This window comes from Streptomyces sp. PA03-3a, from assembly GCF_033792735.1.
Taxonomy (GTDB): domain Bacteria; phylum Actinomycetota; class Actinomycetes; order Streptomycetales; family Streptomycetaceae; genus Actinacidiphila.
Genome location: NZ_JARAVM010000019.1, coordinates 24,751 through 40,288, shown reverse-complemented (window position 1 = coordinate 40,288; position 15,538 = coordinate 24,751). Strand labels below are relative to the sequence as shown.

At 71.5% G+C, this 15,538-nt stretch carries 16 protein-coding genes and 1 tRNA gene; 11 read left to right on the top strand and 6 right to left on the bottom strand.

Features of this window, described 5'->3' with window-relative positions; translation table 11 throughout:
* Positions 1-7: 7 nt before the first annotated feature.
* From PV342_RS22885 to fdhD, 3 genes are all read right to left on the bottom strand, one after another.
* A complete protein-coding gene (locus PV342_RS22885) occupies positions 8-856 on the bottom strand; it encodes a thioesterase family protein (protein ID WP_500318558.1) in 849 nt (282 codons plus the stop codon).
* Between the two features lie 2 nt (positions 857-858).
* Positions 859-1,449 (bottom strand): TetR/AcrR family transcriptional regulator, encoded by a 591-nt coding sequence (locus tag PV342_RS22880; protein ID WP_400796460.1) that lies wholly within the window; start codon positions 1,447-1,449, stop codon positions 859-861.
* 135 nt (positions 1,450-1,584) lie between these two features.
* Entirely contained in the window at positions 1,585-2,436 is an 852-nt protein-coding gene (gene fdhD / locus PV342_RS22875) for a formate dehydrogenase accessory sulfurtransferase FdhD (protein WP_089229164.1), read from the bottom strand.
* Positions 2,437-2,778: 342 nt separating this feature from the next.
* Between fdhD and PV342_RS22870 the strand changes: the two genes are divergently transcribed.
* From PV342_RS22870 to PV342_RS22860, 3 genes are all read left to right on the top strand, one after another.
* A complete protein-coding gene (locus PV342_RS22870; protein ID WP_400796463.1) occupies positions 2,779-3,423 on the top strand; it encodes a hypothetical protein in 645 nt (214 codons plus the stop codon).
* Between the two features lie 54 nt (positions 3,424-3,477).
* On the top strand, positions 3,478-4,437 hold the full coding sequence (locus tag PV342_RS22865; protein WP_406270976.1) for a rhomboid family intramembrane serine protease: 960 nt from the start codon (positions 3,478-3,480) through the stop codon (positions 4,435-4,437).
* Between the two features lie 120 nt (positions 4,438-4,557).
* Positions 4,558-5,238 (top strand): GntR family transcriptional regulator, encoded by a 681-nt coding sequence (locus tag PV342_RS22860; protein ID WP_018562940.1) that lies wholly within the window; start codon positions 4,558-4,560, stop codon positions 5,236-5,238.
* Between the two features lie 36 nt (positions 5,239-5,274).
* Here PV342_RS22860 and PV342_RS22855 read toward each other — a convergent pair whose 3' ends face one another.
* On the bottom strand, positions 5,275-5,790 hold the full coding sequence (locus PV342_RS22855; protein ID WP_500318557.1) for a VOC family protein: 516 nt from the start codon (positions 5,788-5,790) through the stop codon (positions 5,275-5,277).
* A 70-nt stretch (positions 5,791-5,860) separates the two neighbouring features.
* On the opposite strand from PV342_RS22855, the gene PV342_RS22850 reads away from it, so the two are divergent.
* Together PV342_RS22850 and PV342_RS22845 are read left to right on the top strand one after the other, a co-directional pair.
* Positions 5,861-6,499 (top strand): LysE family translocator, encoded by a 639-nt coding sequence (locus tag PV342_RS22850; protein ID WP_386986191.1) that lies wholly within the window; start codon positions 5,861-5,863, stop codon positions 6,497-6,499.
* A gap of 28 nt (positions 6,500-6,527) precedes the next feature.
* A complete protein-coding gene (locus tag PV342_RS22845; RefSeq protein WP_018562943.1) occupies positions 6,528-6,845 on the top strand; it encodes a chorismate mutase in 318 nt (105 codons plus the stop codon).
* Between the two features lie 370 nt (positions 6,846-7,215).
* Here PV342_RS22845 and PV342_RS22840 read toward each other — a convergent pair whose 3' ends face one another.
* Together PV342_RS22840 and frc are read right to left on the bottom strand one after the other, a co-directional pair.
* Positions 7,216-8,610, bottom strand: a complete 1,395-nt coding sequence (locus tag PV342_RS22840; RefSeq protein ID WP_392618739.1) for an OFA family MFS transporter — start codon at positions 8,608-8,610, stop codon at positions 7,216-7,218.
* A gap of 285 nt (positions 8,611-8,895) precedes the next feature.
* On the bottom strand, positions 8,896-10,125 hold the full coding sequence (frc, locus tag PV342_RS22835; RefSeq protein ID WP_391575646.1) for a formyl-CoA transferase: 1,230 nt from the start codon (positions 10,123-10,125) through the stop codon (positions 8,896-8,898).
* Positions 10,126-10,311: 186 nt separating this feature from the next.
* On the opposite strand from frc, the gene sucC reads away from it, so the two are divergent.
* The 6 genes from sucC to PV342_RS22805 all read left to right on the top strand — a co-directional run bounded on the left by sucC (position 10,312) and on the right by PV342_RS22805 (position 15,513).
* Positions 10,312-11,451, top strand: a complete 1,140-nt coding sequence (sucC, locus tag PV342_RS22830) for an ADP-forming succinate--CoA ligase subunit beta (protein ID WP_500318556.1) — start codon at positions 10,312-10,314, stop codon at positions 11,449-11,451.
* A gap of 5 nt (positions 11,452-11,456) precedes the next feature.
* A complete protein-coding gene (gene sucD, locus PV342_RS22825) occupies positions 11,457-12,332 on the top strand; it encodes a succinate--CoA ligase subunit alpha (protein ID WP_500318555.1) in 876 nt (291 codons plus the stop codon).
* Positions 12,329-12,778 carry a carbonic anhydrase gene (locus PV342_RS22820; protein WP_500318554.1) on the top strand — a complete coding sequence of 150 codons (450 nt, stop codon included), beginning with the start codon at positions 12,329-12,331 and terminating at the stop codon, positions 12,776-12,778. The genes sucD and PV342_RS22820 overlap by 4 nt, the downstream gene beginning before the upstream one ends.
* On the top strand, positions 12,775-14,319 hold the full coding sequence (locus PV342_RS22815) for an aldehyde dehydrogenase family protein (RefSeq protein ID WP_500318553.1): 1,545 nt from the start codon (positions 12,775-12,777) through the stop codon (positions 14,317-14,319). The genes PV342_RS22820 and PV342_RS22815 overlap by 4 nt, the downstream gene beginning before the upstream one ends.
* A 128-nt stretch (positions 14,320-14,447) precedes the next feature.
* A tRNA-Leu gene (locus PV342_RS22810) sits at positions 14,448-14,532 on the top strand.
* Between the two features lie 276 nt (positions 14,533-14,808).
* Positions 14,809-15,513 carry a Crp/Fnr family transcriptional regulator gene (locus tag PV342_RS22805; RefSeq protein WP_500318552.1) on the top strand — a complete coding sequence of 235 codons (705 nt, stop codon included), beginning with the start codon at positions 14,809-14,811 and terminating at the stop codon, positions 15,511-15,513.
* The last annotated feature ends 25 nt before the right edge of the window (positions 15,514-15,538 follow it).

The window sequence follows — 15,538 nt, the reverse complement described above, 5'->3', positions numbered from 1 at the left end:
GGCGCCGCTACGCGGCGCCTTCCGGCATCCGCACCCGGGCCAGCTGACGGGACTGCGCCACGAGGCGGCCCGCCGAGTCCCAGACCTCGGCGTCCTCCTCCATGTAGCCGTCCGCGAAGTTGCGGGTGGAGTGCTTCAGCCGCAGCCATCCCGGCTCCGGCCTGGCCCGCACGTGCGCGGTCAGCTCCAGCGTCGGTGCCCAGCCCGGTATCCCCAGGTCGAAGCTGACCGGCGGCAGGCTGTCCACGGCGAGCAGCAGCATCAGCGGGTCCGGCTCGCGGCCGTCGGGCATCCGCAGCCAGCCCTGCACGATGCCGCGGCCCGAGGGGGCGCCGACCGCCCAGCCGACGGTGTCCGGGTCCAGACGCAGCTCGATGCGCTCCAGCATGGGGGAGTTCTTCAGGAACTCCGGGGGTGCCGCCTCGGTCCCGACGCAGTCCTGCGGCGGCGGCATCTGCGGGGGAGTGGCGGAGGTGCGTACGTCGCCCGCGTGGTCGTGGCCGTCGAGGTCGCCGTAGGTCGCTATCGCCCGCAGCCGCTCCTCGCCGTCCTGCACGAGGGACACCATCCCGGTGGAGACGGTGCGGCCGCGGCGCAGCGTCTCCGTGCGGGCGGTCACCGGGCCCGGGAGGGACGTCGACAGGTAGTAGGCACTGATCGAGAACGGATCGCGGTGCCCCTGTCCGTCGCCGCCCAGTTCCCCGGCGAGGGCCCGGCCGGCGAGGGCGAGCAGCAGCCCGCCGTTGACGCCCATGCCGATCCGCCAGCCCTCGTGGAGCTCGGCGTCGTAGACCGAGGGCTCGCCCGGACGTGCCGTGACGGCGGTCTCGCGGTCGAATCCGTACTTCTCGTGCATCGTCAGTGTTCCTTGAGGTCGAACGAGGTGAAGAGCGCGTCGAGCGCTTCGTCGATGGACGCGGCGCCGGTGCCCAGGGCCAGCGAGCCCCACATCCACAGCTGCGCCACACCGTGCAGCCCGGACCACACGGCGCCGGTGAGCGCCCGGGTGTCCGCCCCGGGCCGCCAGCCCTCCGCCTGCGCGGCGCGCACGAGCACGAGGAGGTGGTCGTCGAAGGCCGACATGCCGGCCCGGCCGAGTTCCCTGTCCCGGGGGTCCAGCAGGTCGTGCCGGAACATCAGGGTGAACATCGCCGGCCGCTCCAGCGCGTACGCCACGTAGCCACGGGAGCCGGCCCGCAGCCGCGCGGCCGCCGAGGCCCCCTCGGGGCACTCCCGTACGGCCGCCCCGGCGCGGGCGCCCAGTTCGCGGAACCCCACGGTGGCGACGGCGGACAGCAGCGCCGCCCGGTGCGGGAAGTGCTTCAGCGGCGCTCCGTGCGACACCTCGGCGCGGCGTGCGATGGCCCGCAGGGTCAGCCCCTCGACGCCTTCGTCGTCCAGGACGGCGAGGGCGGCGTCGAGCAGGCGCGCGCGGGGGGCGGTGGTCACGGTGGACAGTGTCCACTCCGAGGTGGACAGTGTCTACCTCGGGTCGTCCCGTTCTCGGTCACGGCGGGACCGGCCGACGCAGGGGGCGCTACCTCGCCGGCCGGTCCTGCACGCGTGTACGCGTGCTGGGAGGGGTCAGACCCGCCCGGCCGCAGGCGCGGGCAGGGCGATCCGCTCTTCGCCCGCGTACACGTTCATGGAGGTGCCCCGCAGGAAACCGACGAGGGTCAGCCCGGACTCGTCGGCGAGGTCGACGGCGAGGGAGGACGGGGCCGATACGGCGGCGAGGACCGGGATGCCGGCCATCACGGCCTTCTGGGCGAGTTCGAAGGAGGCCCGCCCGGAGACCATGAGGATCTTCCCGGCCAGCGGCAGCAGGTCCTGCTGGAGGGCGCGGCCCACGAGCTTGTCCACGGCGTTGTGGCGGCCGACGTCCTCGCGTACGTCGAGCAGTTCGCCCTCGCCCGTGAAGAGCGCGGCCGCGTGCAGGCCGCCGGTCCGGTCGAAGACCCGCTGCGCGGCGCGCAGCCGGTCGGGGAGCGCGGACAGCAACCCGGGTTCGAGCCGCAGCGGCGAGGGGTCGGCGATGGGCCAACGCGCCGTGGTGCGCACGGCGTCGAGGCTGGCCTTGCCGCACAGGCCGCAGGAGGACGTCGTGTAGACGTTGCGCTCCAGCGTGATGTCGGGGACGGGGACGCCGGGAGCGAGGCGCACGTCGACGACGTTGTAGGTGTTCGACCCGTCGACGGTCGCGCCTGCGCAGTACACGATGTTCGCCAGCTCGTCCGCGCCGCCGAGCACGCCCTCGCTGACCAGGAATCCCGCGGCGAGCGCGAAGTCGTCGCCGGGGGTGCGCATGGTGATCGCGAGTGGCTTGCCGTTGAGCCGGATCTCCAGCGGTTCCTCGGCGACCAGGGTGTCCGCCCGGTGGTCGACCGCTCCGTCCCTGATCCTCAGTACCCGACGCCGTTCGGTGACCCGTCCCATGTCGATCAGTCCCGGTTCTGTACGTGCTGGAAGCCGCATAGGCCCTTGATACAGAGGTTGCCACGGGTGACCGCGCCGTAGTGCGGCGAGGCACCTCGACGAGTCCGCCGGTCCGGGCCGCCAGCGCCCGGACGAATACTGTGTACAGTATTCGTCTCCTTGGGGTCAAGGGGTCGTAAAAGCGGTCCCCGCCGCGATCCGGTCACCGGCGGGCCGACGGGAGTTGGGCGGGGGTTCTGCGGGGTTCCACGGGAGTGCGGAACCGATGGCGGCGAACGCCCGCCGGCAGCCGCGCAATAGCATCGGCCCACGGCGAACGCCGGACGGGTGGGGAGGCGCGCGGTGGTCGGGAAGGCGTTCGCGCCGGGGCGGGGGGCGTGGTGGCGCATCGGGCTCCCGCTCGTCGCCGCGGCGCTGCTGGTCGTCCATCTGGCCGGCGAGAACCGTCCGCGACGGGAGGCGGCGGCGGTGTCCCGCCCGGGGGAGTGCGGCAAGGGCGCGGCGCGGCGGGTCGGCGAGCCGGGCGTGTCGCGGGACCTGGCGATCGGGAGCTACGGCGCGGACAACCTCCCCCGGATGCGGGGAAAGCCGACCTTCAAGGTGCGCCTCACCGTGTCCCCGGGACCGGACCGGCACACGCTGGAGCTGCGGACCCCGCTGACCGGCGCGGTCACCGTGCAGGTGCACGCCGGACGCGGCGGCGGCCTCCTCGCCGGCGCCCGCGGCCTCACCGCGCGGATCGACGAGCCGATGTACGAGGCCGGCCGGGCCCCTCCCGCGACCGGCACCGTCCGCGTGACGGAGGACGACTTCCTGCACCTCGTCGTCGAACTCCCGGACGCCGCCGTCTGTCCGGGGGTGACCATGGGCGACCTCGTCTCCCGGGACCCCGGCGGGAACGACGCCGCGGACCTGACGGTGGTCACCGTCGTCCTCGTCGACCGGGCCTCCGGTGTGCGCATGGAGGCGCAGACCGGAGTGGTTTGACGCACTGCGCCCGGGCTGGGTACAAACGTGCGACTCCACCGTCCCGTACGCCACATGGGGGGCCTCGCGCTCGTGAGCACCACGGACACCGACCAGGGCACCGAGCCGCCGGTCACCACCTGCTACCGGCATCCCAAGCGGGAGACGTATGTGCGCTGCACCCGCTGCGACCGGTTCATATGCCCGGACTGCATGCGTGAGGCGGCGGTCGGCCACCACTGCCCGGAGTGCGTGAAGGAGGGCGGCAGGAGCGTCCGCGAGGCGCGCACCGTCTTCGGCGGCCGGGTGGCGACCTCGGGCGTGCCCGTGGTGACGCAGATCCTGATCGCTCTCAACATCGCCGCCTATCTCGGCGAACTGGTCCGCTCCGACCTCCTCGCGCGCTTCGACGGCCTGGGGCAGGGGCTGTTGGGCCCCGACGGCGTGGCCTACGTGTACGACGGCACCGCGTACCCGGGCTTCGAGGCCGTCGGCATCGCCCACGGCGAGTGGTACCGGCTGATCACCTCGGCCTTCCTCCACAGGCCGCCGGACCAGGGCACCTTCGGGATCCTGCACATCCTGTTCAACATGTTCGCGCTGTGGACCCTCGGCCCGGCCGTCGAGGCGCAGCTGGGGCGGATCCGCTTCGTCTCGCTCTACCTGCTCTCCGCCCTCGGCGGCTCCGTGCTGCCGTACCTGATCGCCCCGCACGAGGGCGGTGTCGGCGCCTCGGGCGCGGTCTTCGGGCTGGGCGCCGCCTACTTCGTCCTCAGCAAGCGCCTGCGCAACGACCCGATCGGCGGGCGGCAGCTCCTGATCGGCCTGCTGGTCTGGATGGCCGTCTCCGCCGCGGTCACGTCCTGGCAGAGCCATCTCGGCGGCCTGCTCACCGGAGGCGCGCTCGGGCTCGTCCTGGCCCACGCGCCCCGCAGGCACCGCGGCCTGTGGCAGGCGGCCGGGATGGCCGTGATGCTGCTGGTGCTGGTGACCCTGGTCGTCCTGAAGACCTCACAGCTCACCGGCACCGCATAGCGGGGGCGCCGCGCCGGAGGTGTGAAGCGGGTCACGATCGGCCCCGGTGCCCACGCCCGCGCTGGGCGCGCGTAGACTGTAGACGAAAGCCAATCATCCCCGGGAAAGGTTGGGGCGTAGATGCTGTCCAGCGGGCTGTCGCAGGGATCCGTGCCCAAGCTCCAGCGTCCGGGGCCCCTGCGCGAGCAGGTGTACGAAGCGCTGCTCGAGCTGATCATCACCCGCTCGCTCACCCCCGGGCAGCATCTGGTGGAGACCGAACTCGCCGGGCACCTCGGGGTGTCCCGCCAGCCCGTGCGCGAGGCCCTGCAGCGGCTCAACACCGAGGGGTGGGTGGACCTCCGCCCCGCCCAGGGGGCCTTCGTCCACGAGCCCACCGACGAGGAGGCCGACCAACTCCTGGTCGTCCGCGCCCTGCTGGAGACGGAGGCGGCCCGCCTCGCCGCGGCCAACGCCACCTCCAAGGGCCTGGAGCGCCTCGAGGAGCTGTGCGAGGCGGGCGAGGCGGCCGTGACCGCCGACGACGTCGACGCGGTCGTCGCGGCCAACGCCGCCCTCCACACCTGCGTCATGGAACTCGCCGGGAACGCGGTGCTCGCCGAACTCGCCCGGCAGGTCGAGCGGCGGGTGCGCTGGTACTACACCCCGGTCGCCCGGCAGCGCGGCATGCAGTCCTGGGTCGAGCACCGCGAGCTGATCGCCGCCATCGCCGAACGCGACGGCGAGCGGGCCCAGCAGGTCATGCGCGTGCACACCGAGCACACCAGGACCTCGTACCACCAGCGGTCCCACGAGGACTGACCGCGCCCCCGGCCCGCCCCGCCGGGCCCCGGCGGCTCAGAACAGCGGCTTGCCGTCGAACCGGCCGAGATCCTCCCGGTAGAGCTCCACGTTGACCCCGTTGGGATCGCGGATGTAGAGGCTGTCCTCCACGCCCCGGTCCGGCCCGAGGTACTCCGTCCCGGTCTCGTCCAGCCGGCGCTTCGCCTCCGTGAACTGCTCGGCGGTCACCGACAGCGCCAGGTGCTGCAGCCCGCCGATCGTCTCGTGCTGCTCGGGGTGGTCGTGGCCGGGGAAGTCGAAGAACCCCAGCAGGTTGCCGTGGCCGATGTCGAAGAAGAAGTGGCTGGAGCCCGCGTAGTCCCGGTTCTCCACCAGCTCCACCAGCGGGAAGCCCAGGAACTCCTGGTAGAAGCGGATGGTCTCCTCTACGTCCCGGCAGATGAACGCGACGTGGTGCACCCCCGCCGCCCTTGTCGCCGGTCGCGCCGCGGGCTCGTGCAGATACCTCCCGCGAAGCTCCTCCCGCCGTGCCCGTACGGCCTCCAGCTGCTCGCCCTGCGGCTCACCCATGATCGATCCCGCCTCTCGTACCCGCGCTTAATGCGGTGCGCGGGAAGTTATACCCGATTAGCCTCCAGGCATGGTGTCCTTCGACCGGCTCGTGGCATTCGCCCTGGTATCGCTGGTGCTCGTGGTGATCCCCGGCCCCAGTGTCCTCTTCGTCATCGGCCGCGCGCTCGCCCACGGGCGCCGCGTCGCGCTGACCTCCGTCGCCGGCAACACGCTCGGCTCGTACGTCCTGGTGGTCGCGGTCGCCCTCGGCGTCGGCCCGGTCGTGGAGCGCTCGGCGCTGCTGTTCGCCGCCCTCAAACTGGCCGGTGCGGCCTACCTGGTGTACCTCGGCGTCAAGGCGCTGCGGCACCGCGGGGACCTCGCCATGGCGTCGGGGGACGCGGGGGCCGCGCGCGGCGCGCTGCGCACGCTCGGCGAGGGCTTCACGGTCGGGGTCTCGAACCCCAAGACGATGGTCTTCTACGCGGCGGTGCTGCCGCAGTTCGTCGACCGCGCGGCCGGTCACGTCACCCTGCAGATGCTGCTGCTCGGCCTGGTCTTCAACGCGATCGCCCTCGTCTCGGACAGCGCCATGGGCCTCGCCGCGGCCGCGGCCCGTTCGTGGTTCGCCCGTTCCCCCCGTCGCCTCTCGCTGGTCGGCGGCGCGGGCGGCCTCGCGATGATCGGCCTCGGTGTGACCGTCGCCGCGACGGGACGTACCGACTGATCGGTGTCCCGCTGGTTAGGCTGGTCGGATGGACGACGGACACGCGGACGACACGGCCGCCCTGAAGCGGCTGCGCCACCTGCGCGGCAGCATCGACAACCTGGACGCGGCCCTGGTGCACCTCCTCGCGGAGCGCTTCAAGGCCACCCAGCAGGTGGGCGAGCTGAAGGCGGCGCACAACATGCCGCCCGCCGATCCGGGGCGCGAGGCGGAGCAGATCGAGCGGCTGCGGCGGATGGCCGAGGAGGCGCACCTCGACCCGGCCTTCGCGGAGAAGTTCCTGAAGTTCATCGTCGAAGAGGTCATCCGGCACCACAAGGCGATCGCCGCCGACCGCTCGGGCTGAGCGCCGCGTGGGCCCCTGCCGTGGAGTTCCACGGCCGGGGCCCACGTCACACCGGCACCGTCTCCCGTGGCCCTGTCGTCGAAGTCCCTCCCGCCCCGCGGCGCCTGGCACGGCACTCCCCCAGCTCCGCTGGGAGGTGCCCCCACGCTGCGTTGTCGAACCGTCCGAGTAGCGCACTACGAGGACGACTCTCCGCCTTGCGATGCGCACCAGACACCGCGGGGCTCGCCCTTCGGGCGGTGGGAGTCACTTCGACGGCAGGGCCTGCGACACGGGGGTGGTCCCGGGACGCCGCGGCGGACGGGAGGAACACCCGGTCGTCGGGCACGAGGTGCCGTACCGGAGCCCCGGGTGCTCTCCGGTGGTCACCTCAGATCGCCTCCCTGCTGGTGGGCTGGGGGTTGGGCGTGATGTCCTTCTTCCTCGGCCGTCCCGGCGGGGTGAGGAAGAGGGCGACGAAGCCGGCGAACAACGAGATCGAACCCGCGAGGGTGAACGCCCCGCTGTGGCCCCAGTGGCTGACGACGAAGGCACCCATGCCGGAGCCGAGCAGACCCGAGACCAGCTTGGAGCTGTAGACCAGGCCGTAGTTGGACGCGTTGTTGTTCTCACCGAAGTAGTCGGCCGTCATCGCCGCGAACATCGGGAAGATCGCGCCGCCGCCGAAGCCGGAGATGGACGAGAAGATCAGGAACAGCGGAAGGTTCTTGATGTCCGCCGACCACAGGATGCCGTACTGCGCGAGACCGAGGACGAGGCAGACGAAGATCAGGCACTGCTTGCGCCCGTACCGGTCGGACAGCCAGCCGATGACCCCGCGGCCCGTGCCGTTGACGATCGCCTTCAGGGACATGGCCGTGGCCACGATCCCGCCGGCGAAGCCCGCCTCCTCACCGATGTCGACCTGGAAGGCGATGCCGAAGATGTTCACGCCCGAGGTGCACAGCAGGCAGAACCACATCAGCGCGACCCGGCCGGTCCGCCATGCCTCGGCGGGGGTGTACTGCCGTACAGCCGGCGGGTTCTTCTCCATGGCACGCCGGGCCCGCGGGTCGTCCGGCACCTTCAGCGGGTCGACGTCGGCGGGCCACCAGTTCTTCGGCGGGTCCTTGAAGAAGTAGCCGGCCACCGCGACGGTCGCCGCGAGGAAGACACCGACCGAGACCAGCACCCAGCGGAAGTTGGTCAGGTCCATGTAGCCGGTGAAGAGGAAGACGAACGGCACCGAGCCGTAGGCGAAACCGCCGTTGACGAAGCCGGTCTTGCCCCCCTTCCGCTCCGGGTACCACTTGCCGACCATGTTCACGCAGGTCGCGTACACCATGCCGGCGCCCATGCCGCTGAACATGCCGAAGCCGATGTACGCGACGATCACGTGCGGTGCGTACGCCAGCGACAGATAGCCCAGGAAGGTGCCCAGGGCGCCGCACATCATTGCGTAGCGCGCCGGCAGCTTCCCGGACTCACGGAGCTTGCCCGCCGGGAAGGCCACCGCGGCCTGGAAGAACACCCAGACCCCGAGCATCCAGAAGATGTGCAGGCTGCTCCACGAATGCGCGGTGTGGAGCGTGTCCTCGGCGGACGCGAACGCGTACTCCGCCGAGCTGATGCCCATCATGCCTACCCACGGCAGGATGACCATCCACTTGCGCTTCCGGCCCATGATGTCCAGGTCGGTCTCGCCGACGCGGAACACCCGGCCGTTGTGGTCGGTCACCTCTCGATAGGTGACGGGTCGTTGGGACGTCGATGTCGTTGACGCCATTGTCATGATTCCCCTGCCTCGAAAGAGTCTGGCCAGCGCCCCCTGGCTGGGCCCGGCACGGGTCGGTCTCCGTGGAGACCGACCCGTGCCGGCCCCCGTGCTCTTTTCGTGCTCCGCGGCGGGTCCGGTTCGCGTGCTTCACGCGGCCCGGTCCCGTCACGGTTGGTGCCTCGGTCAGGGCAGCCCCGCTGCCCCGGCCCACCGGTGGACGGTGCCTGGCACCGCCACCGGTTGCTCTGTGGTGTGCGACCGCACGTTCTCGCGCCGCATGGTGTCCGCCATCGCTCAGATCACCCCGTCGGTCCGCAACCCGGTCAGCTCCTCGGCGGAGAGACCCAGTTCGGTGGTGTAGATGTCGTGGTTGTGTTCGCCGAGGAGGGGTGAGCGGTGGATGGTGGTGGGTGAGTCGGAGAGTTTGAGGGGGTTTCCGACGGTGGTGTAGGTGCCGCGTTCGGGGTGGTCGACCTCGACGACGATCTCGTTGGCCTTGAGGCTTTCGTCGTTGATGATCTCTTTGGTGGACAGGATGGGTCCGCATGGGATGTTGTGGCGGTTGAGTTCTTCGAGGACCTGCCATTTGGGCAGGGTGGTGGTCCATTCCTCGATGAGCTGGAACATTTTGGCGAGTTTGGGCAGCCTGGCTTCGGGGGTGGCCCATTCGGGGTCGTCGGCGAGTTCGGGGTGGCCGATGAGTTGGGCCAGGGGTTGCCAGCCGACGGGTTGCACGATGACATAGACGTAGTCGTTGGGGCCGCCGGGGGCGCATTTGACCGCCCAGCCGGGTTGGCCGCCGCCGGAGGCGTTGCCGGAGCGGGGGACTTCGTCGGTGAAGTCCTCGTTGGGGTATTCGGCGAGCGGTCCGTGGGTCAGGCGTTGCTGGTCGCGGAGTTTGACGCGGCACAGGTTGAGGACGGCGTGCTGCATGGCGACCTGGACGCGTTGGCCGCGTCCGGTGTGGGTGCGCTGGTAGAGGGCGGCCAGGATCCCGGCCACGGCGTGGACGCCGGTGCCCGAATCGCCGATCTGTGCGCCGGTGGCCAGTGGCGGGCCGCCTTCGAAGCCGGTGGTGGCCATGGAGCCGCCCATGGCCTGGGCGACGACCTCGTAGGCCTTGAACGCGGTGTAGGGGCCGTCGCCGAAGCCCTTGATGGAGGCGTAGACGATGCGGGGGTTGATCTCCTGGATCCGCTCCCAGGTGAAGCCCATGCGGTCGATCGCGCCGGGCCCGAAGTTCTCGACCATCACGTCGCTGCGGGCGATCAGGTCGGTCAGGATCTCCCGTCCGCGCGGGGTCTTGGTGTTGAGCGTGATGCTGCGCTTGTTCGCGTTGAGCATTGTGAAGTACAGGCTGTCCGCACCGGGCACGTCCCGTAGTTGACGGCGGGTGATGTCACCGCCGGGCGCCTCCAGCTTCACCACGTCCGCCCCCAGCCACGCCAGCAGCTGCGTCGCCGACGGACCCGACTGGACATGCGTCATGTCCAGAACACGAACACCCTCCAAAGCCTTCGTCACAACCAGGGTTCCTTCCGGTCGGGGGCCCGTGAGCAGGCAGATCGCAAGATTCCGTTCTGCAGTCTGTACATTGCATACAGCCGACGAATACTGTATGCAGACGTTTATCCCGCATCGACGACCCGGTGTCCAGAGGTCTGCACCGGATTATCGTTCGACCCCGAGTCAGGGCAGGTGCGTTTGACGATGGATCTGTTCGAGTACCAAGCACGGGAGCTCTTCGCGCGGCACGGAGTCCCCGTGCTCGACGCCCATGTGGTGGACGACCCCGCCGAGGTCCGGGCCGCGGCCGAACGCCTCGGCGGGCAGGTCGTGGTGAAGGCCCAGGTGAAGACCGGCGGCCGTGGCAAGGCCGGCGGTGTGAAGCTCGCCTCCGACCCTGCGGACGCGGAGGACAAGGCCCGCGCCATCCTCGGCATGGACATCAAGGGCCACACGGTCGGCAAGGTCATGCTGACGCCGACCGCCGACATCCAGGACGAGTACTACGTCTCCTTCCTCCTCGACCGTGCCGAGCGCACCTTCCTCGCCATGGCGTCCGCCCAGGGCGGCATGGACATCGAGGAGGTCGCCGCCACCCGGCCGGAGGCCCTGGCCCGCGTCCCCGTCGACGCCACCGAGGGCGTGACCGAGCAGAAGGCCCGGCAGATCGCCGAAGCCGCCGGGCTCCCCGAGGAGACCGTGCCCGTACTGACCGCGCTGTGGGAGGTCTTCACCGCCGAGGACGCCCTCCTCGTCGAGGTCAACCCGCTGATCCGCACCACGGACGGCCGCGTCCTCGCCCTGGACGGCAAGGTGTCCCTCGACGCCAACGCCCGCTTCCGGCACCCCGCCCACGAGGCGTACGAGACCCCAGGCGAGGGCGACCCGCTGGAGGCCGCCGCCCGCGCCAAGGGCCTCAACTACGTCAAGCTCGACGGCACCGTCGGCGTCATCGGCAACGGCGCGGGACTGGTCATGAGCACCCTCGACGTGGTCGCCCACCACGGCGGGGCCCCCGCCAACTTCCTCGACATCGGCGGCGGCGCCTCCGCCCAGGTCATGGCCGACGGGCTCGGTGTCATCCTCTCCGACCCCGACGTCACCTCCGTCCTCGTCAACGTCTTCGGCGGCATCACCGCATGCGACGCGGTCGCCGACGGCATCGTCCAGGCACTCGGCCTGGTCGAGCTCACCAAGCCCCTCGTCGTCCGCCTCGACGGCAACAACGCCGAGCGCGGCCGGGCCGTGCTCGACGAGGCCGCGGCGTCGCTGGGCCCCCTCGTACAGCGGCTGGACACCATGGACGGCGCGGCCGCGCGGGCCGCCGAGCCCGCAAGGAGCTGATCGCGATGGCCATCTTCCTCGACCGCAACAGCAAGGTGATCGTCCAGGGCATGACCGGCTCGGAGGGCATGAAGCACACCCGCCGCATGCTCGCCTCGGGGACGGACGTCGTCGGCGGCGTCAACCCGCGCAAGGCCGGCACGAGGGTCGAGTTCGACGGGCGCACCGTCCCGGTCTTCGGCTCGGTCAAGGAGGCCGTCGGCATGACCGGCGCCGACGCCGGCGTCGTCTTCGTGCCGCCGCCCTTCGTGCGCGCCGCCGTCGACGAGGCCGTCGACGGCGGGCTCGGGCTCGTCGTCGTCATCACCGAGGGCGTCCCCGTCCACGACACGGTCGCCTTCCGGGCCCGCGCGGTCGCCTCCGGCACCCGCGTCATCGGGCCCAACTGCCCCGGCCTCATCAGCCCCGGACAGTCCAACGCGGGCATCATCCCCGCCGACATCACGACCTCCGGCCGGATCGGCCTGGTGTCCAAGTCCGGCACGCTGACCTACCAGTTGATGTACGAGCTGCGCGACCTCGGCTTCTCCACCGCGGTCGGGATCGGCGGCGACCCCGTCATCGGCACCACCCACATCGACTGCCTGCGCGCCTTCCAGGACGACCCGGAGACCGACCTCATCGTCATGATCGGCGAGATCGGCGGCGACGCGGAGGAGCGCGCCGCCTCCTACATCTCCCGCCTGGTCACCAAGCCGGTCGTCGGCTACGTCGCCGGCTTCACCGCGCCCGAGGGCAAGACCATGGGCCACGCCGGAGCCATCGTCTCCGGCTCCTCCGGCACCGCCCGGGCCAAGAAGGAGGCCTTGGAGGCCGCCGGCGTCAAGGTCGGCAGCACCCCGTCGGAGACCGCACGTCTCGTCCGCGGACTGCTGCGGTGACCCCCGCAGGGGCCGCGGCCGTCGAGCAGCTGCTCATCCGCAGATACGACGTGGGCGCGGCACTCACACCCCTCGACCTGGAGCGCAAGGAGGCCCGCACCGGAGTCGCCATCGTCGCGTGCATGGACTCCCGGCTCGGCGTCGAGGCCATGTTCGGGCTGCGGGCGGGCGACGCGGACGTCATCCGCAACGCGGGCGGCTGCGTCACCCCCGACACCATCCGCTCGCTGCGACTGAGCCAGCTCCGAGGCGGCACCCGCCGGATCGTGCTGGTGCACCACGAGGACTGCGCGGCACTCGGCGACCCCGCCGAGGACCTGCGCGCGTGCATCGAACGCCTCCACGACACCACGGAACTGCCCCGCACCGAGCTGGTACGGGGATTCCTCTACACCCGCGGCGGTGCGCTGCGAGAGATCCGCCCCGAGCGAGCGGAGAACCCGTGACCCTCGCCCTCAAACCCGGGACGGCCTGGACCGACGCCTGGCAGCGGTGTCTTCGGGCCGCCCCGGAGGCGTTCCACGACGACCGCGTCCTCAACCTGTGGGCCGGGGCGTGGCGGCCCGACGGCCGGATCCTGCCGGGCACCAGCCCCGTCGACGGCACCCCCGTCGCCGGGGCGCCCCGGCTCGACGCGGACACCGCCCGGCGGGCCGCCCGCGCCGCCCTGGACCAGCACCGCGCCTGGCGGGTCATCCCCGTCCCCGAGCGCAGGGCGCGGGTCTCGGCCGCCCTGGACGCCCTCAGCGAGCACCGCACGCTGCTCGCCCTCCTGCTGGTCTGGGAGATCGGCAAGCCCTGGCGGCTCGCCCAGGCCGACGTCGACCGGGCCATCGACGGCGTCCGCTGGTACGTCGGCGAGATCGACGACATGGTCGAGTGGCGCCGGCCGCTGCCCGGCCCGGTCGGCAACGTCGCCGGCTGGAACTACCCGATGAGCGTCCTGGTCCACGCCATGCTCGTACAGGCACTGGCCGGCAACGCCGTCGTCGCCAGGACCCCCGCCGACGGGGGCCTGGCCTGCCTCACCCTCGCCTGCGCGCTCATCGCCCGCGAGGACGTACCGGTGACCCTGGTCAGCGGCGGCGACGAGTTCTCCGCGGAGCTGGTGCGTGCCCCCGAGCTGGGCTGCGTCTCCTCCCTCGGCGGCCGGGACACGGGCGTCCGGGCCGCCACAGCCGGGGCCGACCCGGGCAGACGCCATGTCATGGGGCAGGAAGGCCTGAACGCCTGGGGCGTGTGGGACTACAGCGACTGGGAATCCCTCGGCGGCCACATCCGCCGGACCTTCGAGTACGCCAAGCAGCGCTGCACCGCCTACCCGCGCTTCGTCGTGCGGCGCGAACTCTTCGCCGACTTCCTGTCCGCCTACCTGCCCGCCGTGCGGTCCGTACGGCTCGGCCACCCGCTCGCCGTGGACGACCCCGGGGACGACCTCCCCGAGCTCGACTTCGGGCCGCTGATCAACGCGGCCAAGGCCAAGGAACTCGGTGACCTCGTCTCCGAGGCCGTCGACCGCGGCGCGATACCCGTGCACCGCGGCAACCTGGCCGACGCCCGCCTCCTGCCCGGCCAGGACACCTCCGCCTACCTGGCGCCGGTCGCCCTCCTGAATCCGCCCCCCACCTCCCCGCTGCACCAGGCGGAGCCCTTCGGCCCGGTCGACACGATCGTCCTGGCCGACACGGAGGCGGAACTGCTGGCCGCCATGAACACCGGCAACGGCGCCCTCGTCGCCACCCTCTCCACCGACGACGAGGACACCTACGCCCGCCTGGCCCCGGAGATCCGCGCCTTCAAGGTCGGCCACAACCGGCCCCGGTCCCGCGGCGACCGCGCCGAGTACTTCGGCGGCCTCGGGGCCTCCTGGCGCGGCGCCTTCGTCGGCGGCGACCTGCTGGTCCGCGCCGTCACCCAGGGCCCCGCGGACGAGCGCCCGCCGGGGAACTTCCCCGGCTACCACCTCATGCCGCCCGAGGCGGCCTGACCCCGCCGGTGCCGGGGCCGCGTGCGGCCCCGGCACCCCGTGCACCCAGCGGATACGCAGGTGAAACCCACCCCGAATCCTTGGTATCGTTGTGCCTGTCGCCGCGGGGCCAGCCCTGCGGATCACCTGTCCGGGTGGCGGAATGGCAGACGCGCTAGCTTGAGGTGCTAGTGCCCTTTATCGGGCGTGGGGGTTCAAGTCCCCCCTCGGACACTCTTGTGGCTTCCAGTGGGGTGCTGGCGAGGCGCGTGCCCTCGGTGTTTTGCGTTGTGCTGCACCGTACGCCATACGTGGCCCGAGGTTAAGGCACGGCCGGTTCTTCTGGCTGCCGTCAGCCTTGTCGAGCCGGTCCATGGTATCGCCGTTCGTTGCCCCGGAGTCGAACAAGGCGCGGGGTGGTAGTTGGTGGGCCCCGTATCGCAGTCGTGAACGATCGCCGAGATCGCGGTAGACCTTCCCGTCGGCGGCCCCGTGCCGTAGAAATCGGTCATGGAGCCGTCCAACGTCCCCGTTGCCCAAGGTCCGTGGCCCGCCTCAACGTTACTAGGGAGGCTCGACGGGAGGATCGTCGCCGAGCTGGTTGCCGCCGGGCGGCGGCGCACGGTGCTAGCCGGTGAGGTGCTGGTGAGGCAGGGCGGGCAGGAGCGCACACTGCTCCTGCTGCTGAGCGGGGCGGCGAAGGTGCTCGCCACGACGGACAGCGGCCACCAGGCACTGCTCGCGGTCAGGGTCGGGGGGGACTGTGTGGGCGAGATGGGCGCGCTGGACGGTGCGCCGCGCAGCGCCACCGTCACGGCCTGCGGGCCGGTAGAACTGGTGGTGCTCACGCAGGCCACGCTCAGTACCCAGATGGATCGGCACCCCCGACTCTCGCTGGAGTTCGGCCGGACCATCGCGGACCGGTTGCGCTGGGCCAACAGACGGCGGCTCGAATTCGGCGGTTACCCCGTGAAGGTGCGCCTAGCCCGGCTGCTCACCGAGCTGGGACTGGAGCATGGACACTGCGGCCCGGGTGGTATCCGCCTGCCCTTCCGGCTCACCCAGCCTGAACTTGCCGCACTGACTGGAGCGGCTGAGACCACCGTGCACAAGGCGCTGCGTGAACTACGTTTGGAGGGGCTGGTGGAGACGGGATACGGCACCACCGTCCTGTGCGACCCCGGGCGGCTGAGCGCCTTGGCGGAAGAGGCCTGACCGTCAGGGTGCGCGAGTGGCCCAG

Excerpts from the sequence above, each read along its gene's own strand:
- PV342_RS22885 (WP_500318558.1), bottom strand. The coding sequence starts at position 856 with ATGCACGAGAAGTACGGATTCGACCGCGAGACCGCCGTCACGGCACGT.
- fdhD (WP_089229164.1), bottom strand. The coding sequence starts at position 2,436 with ATGGGACGGGTCACCGAACGGCGTCGGGTACTGAGGATCAGGGACGGA.
- PV342_RS22865 (WP_406270976.1), top strand. The coding sequence starts at position 3,478 with ATGGGGGGCCTCGCGCTCGTGAGCACCACGGACACCGACCAGGGCACC.
- PV342_RS22860 (WP_018562940.1), top strand. The coding sequence starts at position 4,558 with ATGCTGTCCAGCGGGCTGTCGCAGGGATCCGTGCCCAAGCTCCAGCGT.
- PV342_RS22855 (WP_500318557.1), bottom strand. The coding sequence starts at position 5,790 with ATGGGTGAGCCGCAGGGCGAGCAGCTGGAGGCCGTACGGGCACGGCGG.
- PV342_RS22850 (WP_386986191.1), top strand. The coding sequence starts at position 5,861 with ATGGTGTCCTTCGACCGGCTCGTGGCATTCGCCCTGGTATCGCTGGTG.
- PV342_RS22845 (WP_018562943.1), top strand. The coding sequence starts at position 6,528 with ATGGACGACGGACACGCGGACGACACGGCCGCCCTGAAGCGGCTGCGC.
- PV342_RS22840 (WP_392618739.1), bottom strand. The coding sequence starts at position 8,610 with ATGGCGTCAACGACATCGACGTCCCAACGACCCGTCACCTATCGAGAG.
- sucC (WP_500318556.1), top strand. The coding sequence starts at position 10,312 with ATGGATCTGTTCGAGTACCAAGCACGGGAGCTCTTCGCGCGGCACGGA.
- sucD (WP_500318555.1), top strand. The coding sequence starts at position 11,457 with ATGGCCATCTTCCTCGACCGCAACAGCAAGGTGATCGTCCAGGGCATG.
- PV342_RS22805 (WP_500318552.1), top strand. The coding sequence starts at position 14,809 with ATGGAGCCGTCCAACGTCCCCGTTGCCCAAGGTCCGTGGCCCGCCTCA.